Below are 16,432 nucleotides of genomic sequence, written 5' to 3' on the forward strand. Positions count from 1 at the left end.
CCATCAAGGAGAATGGGAAGCCGGGAGCCGAACGTCACTCTGTGACCGAAGCTAACGCATTAGGTCACGTATTGGAGATTGGTTCGAGAACCGCAGGACGGCAACACGCTGTCCAGCGGAAGGAAGAGAGTTAGCCGATCGGCGCCAATGCCGATCAAACCATAACCGAACCCAAGGAAAAGCCGCCACTTGAAGGTGTTTTACCCCTTGTGTTCTTTCATTGGAGACGACGATGAGTTTCAAAGCCGCCGCCATTCAGATGTGCTCCGGTGTCGATCCGGTGAAGAACGCGGACGACATGGCGCGTCTGGTGCGTGATGCTGCCTCGCAAGGTGCCGTCTATGTGCAGACCCCGGAAATGACGGGTGCGGTACAGAAGGATCGGCCTGGCCTGCGCGCTGTTTTGCGCGACGAGGCCGGCGACATCATCGTCAAGACGGCGTCCGAGCTGGCAAAGGAACTCGGCATATACCTGCACATCGGCTCGACAGCCATTGCGCTCGATGACGGCAAGATCGCCAATCGCGGCTTTCTCTTCGGTCCTGACGGCAAGCTCATCAATCGATACGACAAGATCCACATGTTCGATGTCGATCTCGACAATGGCGAGAGCTGGCGCGAGAGCGCCGTCTATCGCCCCGGATCGGAGGCGCGCATCACCTCGCTGCCCTTTGCCGAACTCGGCTTTTCCATTTGCTACGACGTGCGCTTTCCGCAGCTCTTTCGTGCTCAAGCCGTTGCCGGCGCCCAGGTGATGACGGTTCCGGCCGCTTTCACCAAGCAGACCGGCGAGGCGCACTGGGAAATCCTGCTGCGCGCCCGCGCCATCGAAAATGGCATGTTCGTGATTGCCGCCGCGCAGGCCGGCACGCACGAGGACGGCCGCGAAACCTTCGGTCACTCGATGATCATCGATCCCTGGGGCAAGGTGCTGGCATCAGCCGGCGGTACGGGCGAGGCTGTCGTCATCGCCGAGATCGACGTTGCTGCGGTGAAATCAGCCCATGACAAAATTCCAAACCTGAAGAATGCGCGCGAATTTTCACTGGAGAAGATCGCGACGCCGGCGGCTGGAGGCGTCGCTGCTTGATCCGTTATTCGCTTAGCTGTGAGAACGCCCATGAATTCGAGGGCTGGTTTTCCGAAAGCGCCGATTTCGACCGTCAGGTCGCAAGCGGTTTTCTGACGTGCCCCGTCTGCAATTCGGCTGCGATCTCCAAGCTCCTGATGGCGCCGTCGATTTCGACCGCGCGCAAGAAGGACGAGATTCAGACGCTCGCCATGGACGCCGCCCGCAAGGAAGCGATCGTCAAGCTCAAGGAAGCAGTCGAAGCCATAAAGGCCAACGCCGAGGATGTCGGCACGAAGTTCCCCGAAGAAGCACGCAAGATCCACTATGGCGAGGCGGATGCGCGGGGGATCATCGGCAAGGCGACGCCGGACGAGGCGCAGGCCCTCGTCGAAGAGGGCATCGAAATCGCCGCCATCCCCGTGCTGCCCGACGATATCAACTGATGTCGGCGAAAGCTGGCAAACATCTCGTCATGTACAATTTCGGGCTACATGTCGCAGCTTATGAAAGCCCTGCCGTCGAAGGATTTCGCCTGCGCGAAGCAGCGAATTTCGAAGCTGCCGCCCGCGCGCATGGTTTCATCGGCCGCTCCGGATATGCCGGCGAACCGGGCATGGCCTGTTGGGGCGAGCAGGTTTTTCCGCGTTTCATCGAAGGTAGCGGTTTTGCCATCGCGCCATCGTCGCTATCGCTCTGGGCCGATATCGAATCGCTGATGGCATTTTCCTACAGCGGCGTGCATGCCGATGCCCTGAAACATGCCCGTCACTGGAACCTCAGGCAAAGCTGGCCGCCGCTGGTGCTTTGGTGGGCGGATGTAGACGTCGTTCCGCAATGGAGGGACGGTGCGAAGCGGCTGGAATATCTTCACGATCACGGGCCGAGCGCCGCAGCTTTCACGTTCAAGCAGCCCTATGGGCCTGATGGCAATTCAGCTGACATCGACCGAGGCCGGGTCAAGGAAGTCGCGGCGATTAATGCAGAAAGCCAAGCCGATCTGTTGGCACATGTCCTGGCCTTGAAGGTCTAGAGGAAATCCCTTCTCCGGCGGTTGCGCGTCTTCAGCTGAATTTCGGGCGCTTCGCCAGCATCATGTAATTCACGTCCATATCTTTCGACAGGTTCCACCGGTCCTGCAGCGGCGAATAGAACACGCCGGTACGGGCGATGATGTCCAATCCATCCGCAGCAAGCGGCTTCTCGATCTCTTCCGGACGAACGAGCTTTTCATATTGATGCGTGCCCCGTGGCAGCCAGCGAAGCAGGTTCTCAGCGGCGAAGATGGCGAGTGCGGCCGCCTTCATGGTGCGGTTGATGGTTGCGACGAACATCAATCCGCCGGGGCGCACCATCTTTGCGCAGGTGGAGAGGAAGAATTCAACATCGGCAACGTGCTCGACCACTTCCATGTTCAGCACGATATCGAAGGTCTCGCCGGCTTCGGCCAGTTGCTCGGCCGTCACGGCGCGATAGTCGACGGGAGCGCCGGAAGCCTTCGCATGTGTTGAGGCAATGCCGATATTCTTTTCGGAGGGATCGGCGCCGACGACCTCAGCGCCCATGCGCGCCATCGGCTCCGAAAGCAGTCCGCCGCCGCAGCCGATATCGAGCACGCGCAGACCCTCAAGCGGTCTGCTGCTCTTCGGGTCGCGATCGAAATTCTCGCAGGCGTGGTCGCGGATATAGGCAAGGCGAACCGGATTGAATTTATGCAGCGGCTTGAACTTGCCGGTCGGGCTCCACCATTCCGCCGCCATGGCGGAGAAACGGTCCACTTCGCTCTGGTCGATCGTGCTCTTTGCCGTTTCGCTCATGGTTCACTCCGTGATTTGCGTCGTTCCGTAGTTCGAGCGACTGCAAGCAACAATTCTACTCAATGGGTGAAGTCGGACGATCGACGCGCGATGTCAAGGGCCTGCGACCTTCGATCATCTGTGGGGTATCTCGATCAGGACGCGCGAATTGCGATGTGGAGGTTGACATGGAGGTATCTTATGGCCGATCAAACGCCGGGCTGTGACATGGACTTTCAGAACCGGGACCGATTTCGATCGACTGGCTTATAGAGGAGTTCCTCATGAGACCACTTCGTCTCGCGACCGCAATAGCCATCGGCTGCCTCGTGGTCGGCCAAGCAAACGCCGGGGACGGCAAGGGGTTTCGCCTCACGATCGATGGTGTCGAAGTGGGCATCAATCCCGGTGATGCGCTCGATGTGACCATGAAGGATGGCCGCGAGGTCTCAGTGGCGCTGCAGCGCAGTGAATCCGTGACGTTTACCGGCGGCAAGTTCTCCTTCGATCACGACGGCAAGTTTACGGTCGCGAAAACGGATCTTGGCGGTGGCGTGCAGCAATATGCGCTGATGACGCCGATCGGCACCGGCATCATCGTTCAGGAATATAAAGGCCTCAATCCCACCAGCATCACCGATTTCGTGCTGCAGCAGATGGTGCAGGAAAGCATCAGCGGCGGCGCCAAGATGACGAAGGAAACCGCGCAGCGTACACTACCCGGCGGCAGCGTGCTGAAAGGCGTCAAGGCCGAGACCACGACGGACAACGATGTCATGGATTATGAAATCGTCGCGACGGGGAAGCCGGAGGGCGGCATTCTCGTCGCTACTTTCCTCAACAAGGAAAATATCCCGAAGGAGGGCGGGATCCTCAATAAGCTCTGGTCGAGCTTAAAAGTGGAGTATTGACTGAAGGTATTTAGGCGTCGAATGTGCCAAGCTATTGCACCCGCCTGCCAAACTCGCTAAGAGACGGCCCCATTGAGATCAAGCTTTTCCGGCTACCGAACCGGAAGGGTGATTTTGCATGCCGGGCTTATCGCATTTTGGCCGCCCGGCGCTGGGTACTGGTAGAGGCACATGGCACGCATCGTGATGAAATTCGGCGGAACCTCCGTCGCGGATCTGGACCGTATCAAGAACGTCGCACGCCATGTGAAACGTGAAGTCGACGCCGGCCATGAGGTCGCGGTCGTCGTTTCCGCCATGTCCGGCAAGACCAACGAGTTGGTCGGCTGGGTTCAGAACATGCCGAAAGTCTCCGGCGCAAATCACTCGATCTACGATGCGCGCGAATATGACGCGGTCGTGGCTTCGGGCGAACAGGTGACGTCGGGCCTGCTGGCGATCGCGCTGCAGGCCATGGGCATCAATGCCCGTTCCTGGCAGGGCTGGCAGATTCCGATCCGGACCGACAATGCCCATGGCGCTGCGCGCATTCTCGAAATCGACGGCGGCGAGATGGTTCGCCGCATGAAGGAAGGCCAGGTGGCTGTCGTCGCCGGTTTCCAGGGTCTTGGTCCAGACAACCGCCTCTCGACGCTCGGCCGCGGCGGTTCCGACACATCGGCGGTCGCGATCGCAGCCGCCGTCAAAGCCGACCGCTGCGATATCTATACGGATGTCGACGGCGTCTACACCACCGATCCGCGTATCGAGCCGAAGGCACGCCGCCTGAAGAAGATCGCCTTCGAGGAAATGCTCGAAATGGCCTCGCTCGGCGCGAAAGTGCTGCAGGTGCGCTCGGTCGAGCTGGCTATGGTCTTTAAGGTTCGCACCTTCGTGCGCTCCTCCTTCGAAGATCCCGATGCTCCGGGCATGGGCGATCTGCTCAACCCGCCCGGAACGCTGATTTGTGACGAGGAAGAAATCGTGGAACAGGAAGTAGTCACCGGCATTGCCTATGCCAAGGATGAGGCCCAGATCTCGTTGCGCCGTCTTGACGACCGGCCGGGCGTTTCCGCCGCCATCTTCGGACCGTTGGCCGAGAGCCACATCAACGTCGATATGATCGTCCAGAACATTTCCGAGGACGGCTCCAAGACCGATATGACCTTCACGGTTCCCTCGGGCGATGCCGAGAAGGCGCTGCGCGTTCTTGGCGAGAACAAGGAAAAAATCGGCTACGACGTCGTCCAGAGCGAATCAGGGCTCGTCAAAGTCTCGGTCATCGGCGTCGGCATGCGCTCGCATGCGGGTGTGGCTGCGACCGCTTTCCGGGCACTTGCCGAAAAAGGCATCAACATCAAGGCCATTACAACGTCAGAAATCAAGATTTCCATCCTGATTGATGGTCCTTATGCAGAACTCGCAGTCAGGACTTTGCATTCCTGCTACGGTCTGGATAAGAGTTGATTCAGGACTGCTGACGACGGACCGTTACGGAGGCGAGTTTCGGCCGGCCCTGACGCGGGCAAGACAGGCATGACATCTTGATTCGGGAGCTAGTGGCGCAATGAGAGACCTATCCGGCGGTCCACGCGTTCTGCTCAAGCGGCTACGCGAGTTGATGGCGGAGCCGCTGGAGCCGCAGGAGCGCCTTGACCGGATCGTCCGACAGATTGCCGGCAACATGGTCGCCGAGGTGTGTTCCGTCTACGTGCTGCGCGCCGACGGAGTCCTCGAGCTCTATGCGACCGAGGGCCTCAACAAGGAAGCCGTCCACCTCTCGCAATTGAAGATGGGCCAGGGTCTGGTCGGCACGATCGCCGCCTCCGCCCAGCCGCTCAATCTGTCCGACGCGCAATCGCATCCTGCCTTCCGCTACCTGCCGGAAACCGGCGAAGAGATTTACCACTCCTTCCTCGGCGTGCCGATCCTGCGTACCGGCCGATCGCTCGGCGTTCTCGTCGTCCAGAACAAGGCGAGCCGGACCTATCGCGAGGAAGAGCTGGAAGCGCTCGAAACGACGGCCATGGTGCTGGCCGAGATGATCGCAACCGGCGAGCTGAAGAAGATCACCAAGCCCGGCCTCGAGCTCGATCTCACCCGCTCGGTCACCATCGATGGCGACAGCTATAATGAAGGCATCGGCCTCGGCTATGTCGTGCTGCACGAGCCGCGCATCGTCGTCACCAACCTGCTGAACGAAGATACCGACAAGGAAATCGGGCGCCTCGCCGAAGCGCTGGGTTCGCTGCGCATCTCGATCGACGACATGCTGTCGCGTCGCGACGTTTCCATGGAAGGCGAGCATCGCGAGGTGCTCGAGACTTACCGGATGTTCGCGCACGACCAGGGCTGGGTGCGCAAGCTCGAGGAAGCCGTTCGCAACGGCCTGACGGCCGAAGCCGCCGTCGAAAAGGTGCAGAGCGATACCAAGGCGCGGATGATGCGCCTGACGGATCCCTATCTGCGCGAGCGGATGCATGATTTCGAGGATCTGGCGAACCGCTTGCTCCGGCAGCTTATCGGCTATTCGGGCCGCACGAGCGCCGAAGGTTTTCCGAACGATGCGATCATTTTCGCGCGTGCCATGGGCGCTGCCGAACTGCTCGATTATCCGCGCGCCAATATTCGCGGCCTGGTGCTGGAAGAGGGTGCGGTCACGAGCCATGTCGTCATCGTCGCCCGGGCCATGGGCATTCCGGTCATCGGCCAGGCGACAGGCATTGTCGCTCTCGCCGAGAACGGCGATTCCGTCATCATCGACGGCGATGGCGGCCATGTGCATCTTCGGCCGATGGCCGATCATCAGCGCTCCTATGAGGAAAAGGTGCGCTTCCGCGCCCGCCGGCAGGAGCAGTTCCGCGCCTTGCGTTCGGTCGAGCCGGTCACGAAGGATGGGAAGCGCATTTCGCTGCTGATGAATGCCGGGCTGCTGGTTGATCTGCCGCAGCTTGCCGAATCCGGTGCGGAAGGGATCGGCCTGTTTCGCACCGAGCTGCAGTTCATGATCGCCTCGACCATGCCGAAGGCGGAAGAGCAGGAAATCTTCTATCGCAATGTGATAAAGCAGGCGGGCGGGCGCGTCATCACCTTCCGGACGCTTGATATCGGCGGCGACAAGGTCGTTCCATATTTCCGTGCGCATGAAGAAGAGAACCCCGCACTCGGCTGGCGCGCCATTCGTCTCTCGCTCGACCGTCCGGGCTTGCTGCGCACGCAGTTGCGCGCCATGCTGAAGGCCGCGGCCGATATCGAACTGAAGATGATGGTGCCGATGGTCACGGAAGTTTCCGAGATCAGGGCCGTGCGCGAGCTCCTGCAGAAAGAAGTGCAGCATCTCTCGCGCTTCGGGCATGGCCTGCCGCGCAAGCTGCAGTTTGGCGCCATGCTGGAAGTGCCGGCGCTATTGTGGCAGCTGGACGAGCTGATGGAGGAAGTCGATTTCGTCTCAGTCGGCTCCAACGATCTGTTCCAGTTCTCGATGGCTGTAGATCGTGGCAATGCCCGCGTCTCGGATCGCTTCGATCCGCTCGATCGGCCGTTCCTGCGTATCCTGCGCGATATCGTGCGTGCCGGGCAACGCAACAAGACGCCGGTGACCCTTTGCGGCGAGCTGGCCGGCAAGACGATTTCGGCAATGGCCCTGCTTGGCATCGGCTTCCGTTCGATCTCGATGTCGCCGGCCTCGATCGGCCCGGTCAAGGCGATGCTGCTCGGGCTCGATCTCAAGGCCTTGTCCACGGTCATGGAAGAGGCGCTGGACGACAAGCATCCGACGACTTCGATGCGGGATATCCTTGTGCGCTTTGCCGAGAGCCACAATATCCCGCTTTAGCGCGCGATCCTGAATAGCTCGAAGCGGTTTCCAGGCAAGATCATGCGCATCACATCACAGCAGACATAATAAGAAGAATTGGAGTCCAGGGTGGCGAAGCTTCCCGTTGAAAAAATGCGCGAGTTGGAGCGCCGCTTCGGCGAAATCGAGGCGCGCATGTCGGCAGGCCCGGCCGCCGACGTCTATGTGAAGCTCGCTTCCGAATATTCGGAACTGCAGCCGGTCGTCACCAAGATCCGCGACTATGAGCGTGCCATTGCCGAGGCCGCCGATCTTGACGCCATGCTCGCCGACAAGTCTGTCGATCGCGAGATGCGCGATCTCGCCGAGATGGAGCTGCCAGAGGTGAAGGAGCGCATCGAGGCGCTCGAGCAGGAAATGCAGATCCTGCTGCTGCCGAAGGACGCGGCCGACGAAAAGAGCGCGATCCTGGAAATCCGCGCCGGCACAGGCGGCTCCGAGGCCGCCCTTTTCGCCGGGGATCTCTTTCGCATGTATGAGCGCTTTGCAGCCAGCAACGGCTGGAAGGTGGAAGTCCTTTCCTCGAGCGAGGGCGAAGCGGGCGGCTACAAGGAAATCATCGCGACGATCAGCGGCAAGGGCGTGTTCTCCCGGCTGAAATTCGAATCGGGCGTCCATCGTGTGCAGCGCGTACCGGAAACGGAAGCTGGCGGGCGTATCCATACCTCGGCGGCAACGGTCGCGGTGCTGCCCGAGGCCGAGGAAATCGACATCGAGATCCGGGCTGAGGATATTCGCATCGACACGATGCGTTCTTCCGGCGCCGGCGGCCAGCACGTCAACACCACGGACTCGGCGGTGCGCATTACCCATATTCCCTCGGGGATCGTGGTGACGAGCTCGGAAAAGTCGCAGCACCAGAACCGCGCCAAGGCGATGCAGGTGCTGCGCTCGCGCCTGTTCGATATGGAGCGCCAGCGTGCCGACAGCGAACGTTCCGCCGACCGCAAGAGCCAGGTTGGCTCCGGCGACCGCTCCGAACGAATCCGCACCTATAATTTCCCGCAGGGTCGCGTCACCGATCACCGCATCAACCTGACGCTTTACAAGCTCGACCGGATGATGGAAGGCGAGATCGACGAAGTGGTCGACGCGCTTCTGGCGGATTACCAGGCGAGCCAGCTCGCCCAGCTCGGCGAACAGGCATGAGCGGCGGGCAGGGGTCGACCGTATCCGGACTCCTGCAGGAGGTGCGTGCCCGCTTTGCCGAGGCCGATCTCGACGACCCAGCAACCGAAGCCCGCATCCTTGTCGGCGGCCTTCTTCATCTCTCGTCCACCGAGCTAGTGACGCGTGGTTCGGATGCGGTATCGTCCGGCGATGCGGAAGCGGCGCGGGCGGCGATCGACCGTCGCCTCAACCATGAACCGGTCTACCGCATTCTCGGTGAACGCGAATTCTATGGCCTCTCCCTGCGGCTATCGCCGGCGACGCTCGAGCCGCGGCCGGATACGGAAATTCTCGTCGATACGATGCTTCCGCATGTGAGGCGCCTTGAATCCAAGGTCGGCAATGTCCATATACTAGATATCGGAACGGGAACCGGGGCCATTTGTTTGGCTCTGCTCCATGAAAGCCCGCAAGCGACGGGTGTCGGCTCCGATATTTCCAGCGAAGCGCTGGAGACGGCTCGCGGGAACGCTGAGCGAAATGGCTTGGGGGCGCGGTTTGGTACTGCGCATGGAAGCTGGTTTGATGCCATCCACGAACGATTTCATGTGATTGTCTCAAATCCGCCCTATATTGCGTCCAGTGTCATTTCCACTCTCGCTCCAGAAGTAAAGGATTTCGATCCTCCCGCGGCCCTCGATGGGGGCCTTGATGGGCTGGATGCATATAGGGCGATCGCAAAGGATGCGGCGCGGTTTCTACACCTACATGGGATGTTAGGAGTTGAGATCGGTTACGATCAGCGTGAAGCGGTGACTTCGGTTTTTGAAGGAGCAGGATTTCTCCTTGTCGAGGCGGTTCGTGACTACGGCCAGAACGACCGGGTGCTTGTGTTTAGGTTTCATCAGTAACGCGACATTTTGCTGCAGATTTGTGGGACCCCTGTCGTTATCGCGAAGAAAAAGCTTGGATTTCCTGAGGAAGCAATATAGGTTGCGCTCACGCGTTGGGCGGCTGGGAATAGGCGGGACGATTCGCCTGTCTTGGACAGCCTCGGGGATCCGCTCTTTGGTAAGAGTGTCAAAGGTTGAAGATAACCCAATGCGTGATCAGTTAATCTGACGTAGTCGAGCGGCAGACCAGCGCTTAAAGCGCAGTTTGCTTGCGGCACGCAGGCCCTGGTTCGGGAATGTCCGAACCGCGGCGGCAGGTGTCGTGTATGAATTTTATCCCAACGAAGAGAATTCAGGTGAAGGATCTATGAGGCCAGGACAGCAGAATAAGCGCGGTCGGGGGCGTGGTAACAACAACGGCGGCGGCGGCGGTGGAAATAACAACAACAATTTCAACCGCAAGGGCTCGAACCCGCTGACCAGGACCTACGACAGCTCCGGTCCCGATGTGAAGATCCGCGGAACCGCACAGCATATTGCCGAGAAGTACTCGGCTTTGGGTCGCGATGCGCAAAGCTCCGGCGATCGCGTTATGGCTGAAAACTACCTGCAGCATGCCGAGCACTACAATCGGATTATTGCCAGCGCTCAGGCGCAGATGCAGGAGCGCTATCAGCGCGACGATCACCACAATTACAACGAGCGTGATGCGGCCGACCGTGACATCGATGATATCGATGCGAACGAGATGGACGACCAGCCGCAGATGGCTCCGCCTCCGGCCCGTCAGCAGCAGCATGCTCCGGTAGTTGCCGCGACTCCGGCTCCCGAGCCGGAAGTGATGGATGGCACAGGCCCGCAGCCGGTGATCGACGGTATTCCTGCCGAAGTGGCGATCGAAGAAGAGACGCCTGCCGCGGCGACCGAGCGCCAGCCGCGCCGCCGCAACGCCGGCAGCCGCCCGCGCCGTCAGCCGCGCCGCGCCGCCGGTGACGCGGAAGGCCAGGGCGAGGCCGCTTCGGGCGAAGCTCCCGCTTTGGCAGACGCAGCCTCGGAATAATCTCCTCTCTTTCCAGAGAGGCGATGGAACATAGAAGCGGGAGCGGCAGCGCTGAAGGTGCTGCCGCTCCCTTTTTGTTTCATCGCCTTTTCCCGGAGGGCGGCTGGACGAGCATCCTATTCATCCCGCTGTGCTTGCCGGCCTCGACATTTTGCGGCCTGATGCTGGCGCTGTTCCGCTGGCAAAATCCGTTGGTTTTTCGCTTTTCCCACCCTTTAAACTTCTGAGCGTTCCTCCCATATTCCCTTCAGTTGCTTTGCCGCAAATCTCAATGGCGGCAAAGCCGGGCCTGCCTCTTAAGGGGGCTCAGTCTCAATCATCGACCTGTGCCGTTCAGGGCAGGACGATCCATGGAGGTCTCATATGAATATTGAAAAATACTCGGAGCGGGTACGCGGTTTCCTGCAATCCGCCCAAACCTACGCGCTTGCGCAGGGTAACCAGCAATTCACGCCAGAACACGTTCTGAAGGTGCTTCTTGACGACGATCAGGGCATGGCGTCTTCGCTGATCGAACGTGCCGGCGGCGATGCTAAGGCTGCCCGTCTTGCCAATGATGCAGCGCTTGCCAAGCTGCCGAAGGTTTCCGGCGGCGATGGTCAGGTTTACCTGGCGCAGCCGCTCGCCAAGGTTTTTGCCACCGCCGAAGATGCTGCGAAGAAGGCTGGCGACAGTTTCGTCACCGTTGAGCGTCTTTTGCAGGCATTGGCGATCGAGCCTACTGCTTCGACATCTGCCACGCTGAAAAAGGCCGGTGTAACGCCCGTTGCCCTCAATCAGGTCATCAACGATATCCGCAAGGGCCGTACTGCCGACTCCGCCAATGCGGAGCAGGGCTTCGATTCTCTGAAGAAATATGCTCGTGACCTCACCGCCGAGGCTCGCGAAGGCAGGCTCGACCCGGTGATCGGCCGCGACGACGAAATCCGCCGCACCATTCAGGTTCTCTCCCGGCGCACGAAGAACAACCCTGTGCTCATCGGCGAACCCGGCGTCGGCAAGACGGCGATCGTCGAAGGTCTGGCGTTGCGCATCGTCAACGGCGACGTTCCGGAATCGCTGAAGGACAAGAAGCTGATGGCGCTCGACATGGGTGCCCTGATTGCCGGTGCGAAGTTCCGCGGTGAATTCGAAGAGCGGCTGAAGGCCGTGCTCAACGAAGTGCAGTCGGAAAATGGCGAGATCATCCTGTTCATCGACGAAATGCACACGCTGGTCGGTGCCGGCAAGGCCGATGGCGCCATGGATGCGTCCAACCTCTTGAAGCCGGCGCTTGCCCGCGGCGAGCTGCACTGCGTCGGTGCGACCACGCTCGATGAATATCGCAAGCATGTCGAGAAGGATCCGGCCCTTGCCCGCCGCTTCCAGCCCGTCATGGTCGAAGAGCCGACGGTCGAGGACACGATCTCGATCCTGCGCGGCTTGAAGGAGAAATACGAACAGCATCACAAGGTGCGCATCGCCGATGCCGCACTGGTGGCGGCTGCGACTTTGTCGAACCGCTACATCACCGACCGCTTTCTGCCGGATAAGGCCATCGACCTTATGGACGAGGCTGCAGCTCGCCTGCGCATGCAGGTGGACTCCAAGCCGGAAGAACTCGACGAACTCGATCGTCGCATCATCCAGCTGAAGATCGAGCGCGAAGCGCTGAAGAAAGAAACCGACCAGGCCTCGGCCGACCGGCTGAAGCGGCTGGAAACGGACCTTGCTTCTCTGGAAGAGGAAGCCGATGCGCTGACTGCGCGCTGGCAGGCCGAAAAGCAGAAGCTCGGTCTTGCCGCCGATCTGAAGAAGCAACTTGACGAAGCTCGCAACGAGCTTGCCATTGCCCAGCGCAAGGGTGAGTTCCAGCGTGCCGGCGAGCTCGCCTATGGCGTGATCCCCAATCTTGAGAAAGAGCTTCATAGCGCGGAAGAGCAGGATGGTGCTCGCGATTCCATGGTGCAGGAAGTGGTGACCGCCGACAACATCGCCCAGGTCGTTTCTCGCTGGACCGGGATTCCCGTGGACAAGATGCTGGAAGGCGAGCGCGACAAGCTGCTCAGGATGGAAGACGAGTTGGCAAAATGGGTGGTAGGCCAGGGCGATGCCGTTCAGGCGGTTTCGCGCGCCGTTCGCCGGTCGCGCGCCGGCCTGCAGGATCCGAACCGGCCGATCGGCTCGTTCATCTTCCTTGGCCCGACCGGCGTCGGCAAGACGGAGCTCACCAAGGCGCTCGCCCGCTTCCTCTTCGACGACGACACTGCGATGGTGCGCATGGATATGTCGGAATACATGGAGAAGCACTCCGTGGCCCGGCTGATCGGCGCCCCTCCCGGCTATGTCGGCTATGAAGAGGGTGGCGCGCTGACCGAAGCCGTTCGTCGCCGGCCCTATCAGGTCGTGCTGTTCGACGAGATCGAGAAGGCGCATCCCGATGTCTTCAACGTCCTGCTCCAGGTTCTGGACGACGGGCGTTTGACGGATGGGCAGGGCCGCACGGTCGACTTCCGCAACACGATGATCATCATGACTTCCAATCTGGGCGCGGAATACCTGACCCAGTTGAAGGATGGCGATGACAGCGATCTGGTGCGCGAACAGGTGATGGATGTGGTCCGGTCGCATTTCCGGCCCGAGTTCCTGAACCGTGTCGACGAAATCATCCTGTTCCATCGCCTGAAGCGCGATGAGATGGGTGCGATCGTCGATATCCAGCTGGAACGCCTGTTGAAGCTGCTGTCGGAACGCAAGATCACGCTCGAGCTCGACGAGGATGCCCGCAACTGGCTCGCCAACAAGGGCTACGATCCCGTCTATGGTGCAAGGCCGCTGAAGCGGGTGATCCAGAAATATGTTCAGGATCCGCTCGCCGAACAGATCCTTTCCGGGCAGGTTCCGGATGGCTCGTTGGTCAAGGTCACCAGCGGTTCGGACAGATTGCTGTTCCGCCCGCGTCAGGCCGTGAACGAAGCGGCGTAAGACCGGCGATGTTTGGATAAATGCAAAATGGCGGCCTTCGGGCCGCCATTTTGTCTTTGAGGCTTCGCCGAGAACCGTCTTGCGGCGCTGCGCGCGGCTGCTACTTGCTGGCGACCTGTTTCGTCTTGTCGTCGGTAAGCAGCGTGTCGATGCGCTTGCGCTCTTCCTGGAACTTGGCGAAAGCCTCGCCTTCGAGCGACTTGCCGCCGGGAAGGCGGATGCGCAGCGGATCGACCTTGGTGCCGTTGACGATCAGTTCGTAGTGCAGATGCGGGCCGGTCGCCAAGCCGGTCGAGCCGATGAAGCCGATGACCTGACCCTGAACCACCTTTGCACCCGGCACAACGCCTTTGACGATAGCGCTTTGGTGATTGTAGGACGAGACGTAACCATTCGCATGGCGGATCAGCGTCTGGTTGCCGAAACCGCTGGAATCCCAGCCGGCTTTTTCGACAATGCCGTTGCCGGCGGCGATGATCGGCGTTCCGCGGGGTGCCGCCCAGTCGACGCCGGTATGCATGCGGGCAAAGCCGAGGATGGGATGGCGCCGCATGCCGAAGCCCGACTTGAAGATGCCGGTCGGAACGGGATTGCGTAGCAGGAATTGCCGGATGCTCTTGCCGCCCTCGTCGAAAAAGTCGATCGAGTGATCCGCTGGATCCTCGAAGCGATAGAAACGCGTGACCGTGTCGCCAAATTTGGCGTTGACGTAGAGCAGCTCGGAATCGGCCGTCGCCTGTCCCTTGTCGTCGGTGACCGAGAAAAAGGCTTCCAGCGAATCCGTCGGTTTCAGCTGCGCCTGGAAATCGACATTACTGGCAAGCAATTTGACGACCTGTGCCACCATCTCCTTGCTCATGCCGTAATAGAGGGCAGCGCGATAGATGCCGTCATAGACGTTCGGCAGGTCGCGACCGGCGGCGAGGACCGGAGCATCATTGTCGAAAGCAGTGGCGATGGCGTCGAGCATCGGCGGTGCACTGCCCGCGACGAAATCGCCATGGTCGTTCTGCGCGATGGTCAGCAGATGCTTGGTGCCGCGATAGATGCTGGCGCGAATGATCCTGGCCTGCTCGCCTTTCTGAAGGATGCCGATGCGAAGCACATCGCCGGTCGACACAGCGGATGATCCAAAGACTGGAAGGATCTTTGCAGCAATGCCGTCTGCATCGGTCTTCGGGTAGCCCGCATTGATCAAAGCCGCCGCAATTGCCATGTTTTCCCGAACGGGAATGATATCGTCGGCGAATTCCTCGGTCTGCGGGGTCACAGCCTGCGAGGCCGAGACCGACATGTTCTCCTCGACGATGCGGGCTGCCAGGCCGGCCGTCAAATCGACATCGGCGTCATCATTGGCGAAGCGGCGCGGGTCCACATAGTACAATGCCGAGAGCTGGGTGTTGCTATCGGCCAGCACCGAGCCGTTGGAGCGGACATTCTCCTCGACTTCCTCGAGCGACATGGAGCCGGCGAGCTGGAAGGGGATATCCTTGGTCGGAAAGGATATGGTCTTGAGACTGACCTCGGATTCGACGTCCGATCCGTAGATCGCTCCGGTGCGATTGGCGGGCTGCGGTATGTTCTCGTCGGTGGAAAAGATCGCCAGGGGGTCGAAGGGCGGATAGCTTTCGCTGGCGACGCGATTGGTGGCGAGCGCGATCTTCACATGCGCGAAGGGCTGGCGGCGCACCACTTCCTTGTCGCCGTCGCGCACCACGGTCGACACTTCGAGAATGTTGCGGTCGGAGGGCTTGGAGGCGATCGCGGTCGAGATCAGGCGGCCGCCGCGGGTAACCTGCTTATCGGTGGCGTCGTGATTGTCCCATATCGCATAGGCTTCCGCCGGGATGGCTAGCTGCTGGCGCCCGTCGAGTGCTGCGAACAGGGCGACACCCATCAATATGCTGGAGGTGAGGCCGGTGAGGAAGGTGCCGGAAAGCCATCGCAAGGAAACCTCGCGCCGATCCGGAGCGCGCCTGCCATCGGCCAGGATTGGCGGCTCGTTGCCGAGCGATCGGAGCATCATCTTGTCCGTTATCATGCCAATCGAGATCCGCTTCCTTCTAAATGCGAGCCGCAGGCTGGGGGCGAAGATGTGCATATTTATGACAGGGGTGTCAAATCCGGCGGCCAAGTTTCGTGTCGCCGAAGCTCCGTTTCCCATGGAAATGCCCGGGAGCAGGAGGCGTGGTTCATAGGCTGCGGCTGTGTCCGGGACCGTATCCGGCGGTTTGATCTAGGTATTTCGCCTGGCTTTGAGCGGCTGCGCGAGCAATATTCGAGAGTTGTGGCCGACTTTTCCGACAATCCAGAAGACCGTCATAATTATTTCATAAAAATCAAAAGCTTATCTATTTTCTGACTTTTTTCAAAATCGTGCTGTTGACTATGTCGTTTGGTAGGGTCTATAAGCCCGATCACTGACGAGGGCGGCGGCGCTGCTGGCGACGACGACTTTCGCTCTAGTGTTTCCTGGATTGGCTGCGATGCTGATTGATGGTTCTGGGCTTAGGTGCCTGGGATTGCGGGAATGGATTTCGACTGGGTTTTCTGGTCTGTTATTTGACAATTGAAGATGAGAAGAAAGAGAAACGTGGGCGGCGGAGCTTGCGGGATCGGCAGAGATGCCGGTTCTTGGAATAGACTTCGACGGTCACGTTTTGAACAAGAGAATACACCTCGTTTTGGCGCAGTGATGCGTTTTGAAATGAGTGTGAGTTCTCGTCGATTCAGAATGACGTGATTTAGTCGAGATTGAATTCTCAACATGAGAGTTTGATCCTGGCTCAGAACG

General features: G+C 60.0%; 13 protein-coding genes. 11 read left to right on the forward strand and 2 right to left on the reverse strand.

All coding sequences use genetic code 11. The features are described from left to right. Window positions 1-232: 232 nt before the first annotated feature. From QD409_RS33900 to QD409_RS33910, 3 genes are read left to right on the forward strand one after another with little or no spacing between them, the layout of a single operon-like run. Window positions 233-1,090, forward strand: coding sequence for a carbon-nitrogen hydrolase family protein (locus tag QD409_RS33900; protein ID WP_430764885.1), 858 nt, complete (start codon window positions 233-235; stop codon window positions 1,088-1,090). After that, entirely contained in the window at window positions 1,087-1,515 is a 429-nt protein-coding gene (locus QD409_RS33905; RefSeq protein WP_430764886.1) for a DUF1178 family protein, read from the forward strand. Before QD409_RS33900 ends, QD409_RS33905 begins: the two co-directional genes overlap by 4 nt. Continuing rightward, complete coding sequence (locus tag QD409_RS33910; RefSeq protein ID WP_430764887.1) at window positions 1,515-2,102, forward strand: DUF3291 domain-containing protein; 588 nt, start codon at window positions 1,515-1,517, stop codon at window positions 2,100-2,102. The genes QD409_RS33905 and QD409_RS33910 overlap by 1 nt, the downstream gene beginning before the upstream one ends. Window positions 2,103-2,133: 31 nt before the next feature. On the opposite strand, the gene ubiG is transcribed toward QD409_RS33910, so the two are convergent. Beyond that, window positions 2,134-2,886 carry a bifunctional 2-polyprenyl-6-hydroxyphenol methylase/3-demethylubiquinol 3-O-methyltransferase UbiG gene (ubiG, locus tag QD409_RS33915; RefSeq protein WP_430764888.1) on the reverse strand — a complete coding sequence of 251 codons (753 nt, stop codon included), beginning with the start codon at window positions 2,884-2,886 and terminating at the stop codon, window positions 2,134-2,136. 263 nt (window positions 2,887-3,149) lie between these two features. On the opposite strand from ubiG, the gene QD409_RS33920 reads away from it, so the two are divergent. The 8 genes from QD409_RS33920 to clpB all read left to right on the forward strand — a co-directional run bounded on the left by QD409_RS33920 (window position 3,150) and on the right by clpB (window position 13,638). Beyond that, the gene (locus QD409_RS33920; RefSeq protein WP_430764889.1) at window positions 3,150-3,776 is read left to right on the forward strand and encodes a hypothetical protein; all 627 of its coding nucleotides are present in this window, start codon (window positions 3,150-3,152) and stop codon (window positions 3,774-3,776) included. Between the two features lie 171 nt (window positions 3,777-3,947). Next, entirely contained in the window at window positions 3,948-5,222 is a 1,275-nt protein-coding gene (locus QD409_RS33925; RefSeq protein WP_092855907.1) for an aspartate kinase, read from the forward strand. A gap of 100 nt (window positions 5,223-5,322) precedes the next feature. Then, window positions 5,323-7,590, forward strand: a complete 2,268-nt coding sequence (gene ptsP, locus QD409_RS33930) for a phosphoenolpyruvate--protein phosphotransferase (protein WP_430764890.1) — start codon at window positions 5,323-5,325, stop codon at window positions 7,588-7,590. A gap of 90 nt (window positions 7,591-7,680) precedes the next feature. Next, a complete protein-coding gene (gene prfA / locus QD409_RS33935; RefSeq protein ID WP_092855905.1) occupies window positions 7,681-8,760 on the forward strand; it encodes a peptide chain release factor 1 in 1,080 nt (359 codons plus the stop codon). Next, a complete protein-coding gene (gene prmC / locus QD409_RS33940; RefSeq protein ID WP_092855903.1) occupies window positions 8,757-9,632 on the forward strand; it encodes a peptide chain release factor N(5)-glutamine methyltransferase in 876 nt (291 codons plus the stop codon). The genes prfA and prmC overlap by 4 nt, the downstream gene beginning before the upstream one ends. Window positions 9,633-9,981: 349 nt before the next feature. Continuing rightward, entirely contained in the window at window positions 9,982-10,674 is a 693-nt protein-coding gene (locus QD409_RS33945; protein WP_092855901.1) for a DUF4167 domain-containing protein, read from the forward strand. 23 nt (window positions 10,675-10,697) lie between these two features. Then, window positions 10,698-10,901, forward strand: coding sequence for a hypothetical protein (locus tag QD409_RS33950; RefSeq protein ID WP_092855899.1), 204 nt, complete (start codon window positions 10,698-10,700; stop codon window positions 10,899-10,901). Window positions 10,902-11,037: 136 nt separating this feature from the next. Then, window positions 11,038-13,638, forward strand: coding sequence for an ATP-dependent chaperone ClpB (gene clpB, locus QD409_RS33955; RefSeq protein WP_092855897.1), 2,601 nt, complete (start codon window positions 11,038-11,040; stop codon window positions 13,636-13,638). A 100-nt stretch (window positions 13,639-13,738) separates the two neighbouring features. Here the strand turns inward: clpB and QD409_RS33960 are convergent, their stop codons facing one another. Then, the gene (locus tag QD409_RS33960) at window positions 13,739-15,679 is read right to left on the reverse strand and encodes a M23 family metallopeptidase (protein WP_092855895.1); all 1,941 of its coding nucleotides are present in this window, start codon (window positions 15,677-15,679) and stop codon (window positions 13,739-13,741) included. Between the last annotated feature and the right edge of the window lie 753 nt (window positions 15,680-16,432).

This window comes from Rhizobium sp. BR 315 (assembly GCF_050577975.1).
Lineage (GTDB): Bacteria > Pseudomonadota > Alphaproteobacteria > Rhizobiales > Rhizobiaceae > Rhizobium > Rhizobium miluonense.